General features: G+C 33.3%; 1 protein-coding gene. It reads right to left on the bottom strand.

The features are described from left to right. Positions 1-788 precede the first annotated feature (788 nt). A partial coding sequence (locus WG67_RS08610) for an AIR synthase-related protein (protein WP_458694910.1) occupies positions 789-1,278 on the bottom strand: 490 nt, incomplete at its 5' end.

The raw sequence follows: 1,278 nt of genomic DNA, 5'->3' as shown, positions 1-1,278 counted from the left end.
ACTGGGATGACACCATTCTTTTTTCTGGATTCCAGACTGGAATGACACCCCCCTGATAGGCTCAAATCATAATGTTTGTACAGTTGTGGGTTTAGGCTACCTATAAATTCTAAACTGTTGTTACGCACCAAATACACCCCTAGGACCCAAAGTCAGTTTAGCTATATCAGAAAACAGGTTATGTGGAAATCTTAAAATACTTCTTGTTTGCCAAGCAAAATAAATACATTCCTACAAACAAACAGATGCTCAATACTGACGCATAAGAAAACTTAAAAATTAAGTCTCTAGTATATATTGATAGGCATTTACCTGCAGAAAATTTGTATAGTAATCCAACACATACAACGGCACTATCAACCACTGATGCTATAATCAAACTTCAAAGAAATTGACCATATGAAAATTCAACTTGGACTTCAATTTTTCAAAAATAATTATGCTTGAGAGAAGAGATACTAAAATTGCAGTATATGAAATCAATATCATCAAATTAAAACTTTGCCATTTAAAAACACAACATAGCGCTGTACACACTATTAAGTTGTACGTAGCTTTGCTTCTGCCATAAAATTCAACCATTGAATTTACAACTAAAGCAGCTCCCACAAATAAGGCAGCACATATCATCAATTTATTTGAAGTGTTGAGTAAAGAAAGACTGATAAACAGGAGTATCGATAAAATAGACATAATTACCTACCCAAAATTAATAACATACATTCATTCTAAATAAACATTACATATAGTAAAAGAGTTATTTAGCATAATAAGAAAAATATTTTATATTAGCATGCCACATCTTTCAGATCTACTTTTAAAACATCCTTTATGTTTAGCACCTTTTTCTCTGTTACTTTGCCAATACATGAATAAACTGCACCTTCAAACAATTCTTCAAACCTCTTCTGATTTTGTGGTGCAATAGTAACCAAAATTCTACTTTGCGATTCAGAAAACATTATTATCTTGTTTATTATGTCTGTATTTTGTATTTTTCCTATTGGCACTAGTGAAAGATCGATTTCAGCACCAAGGTCTCCTGCAATTAGCGATTTTGCCAGAGCAATAACTAATCCGCCTAAGTTTGGTGCAATTGCAGACGCAATTATGCCATCTTTTATTGCCTGGTTGTAACGCTCATACAACTTCCTAGCGCTCTTTGCATCAACTTTTGGTACGTTGTTATTACCTATTCCACTATATAACTGATATTCAGATCTACCAAGTTCATCAAGTGTTTCTCCAAGCACATATATCAAGTCCCCTGGCATTTTT

Origin of the sequence: Wolbachia endosymbiont of Drosophila incompta, from assembly GCF_001758565.1 — a bacterium.
Taxonomy (GTDB): domain Bacteria; phylum Pseudomonadota; class Alphaproteobacteria; order Rickettsiales; family Anaplasmataceae; genus Wolbachia; species Wolbachia pipientis.
The sequence above is the reverse complement of the archived record's forward strand: the minus strand, read 5'-3'. Positions and strand labels throughout refer to the sequence as shown.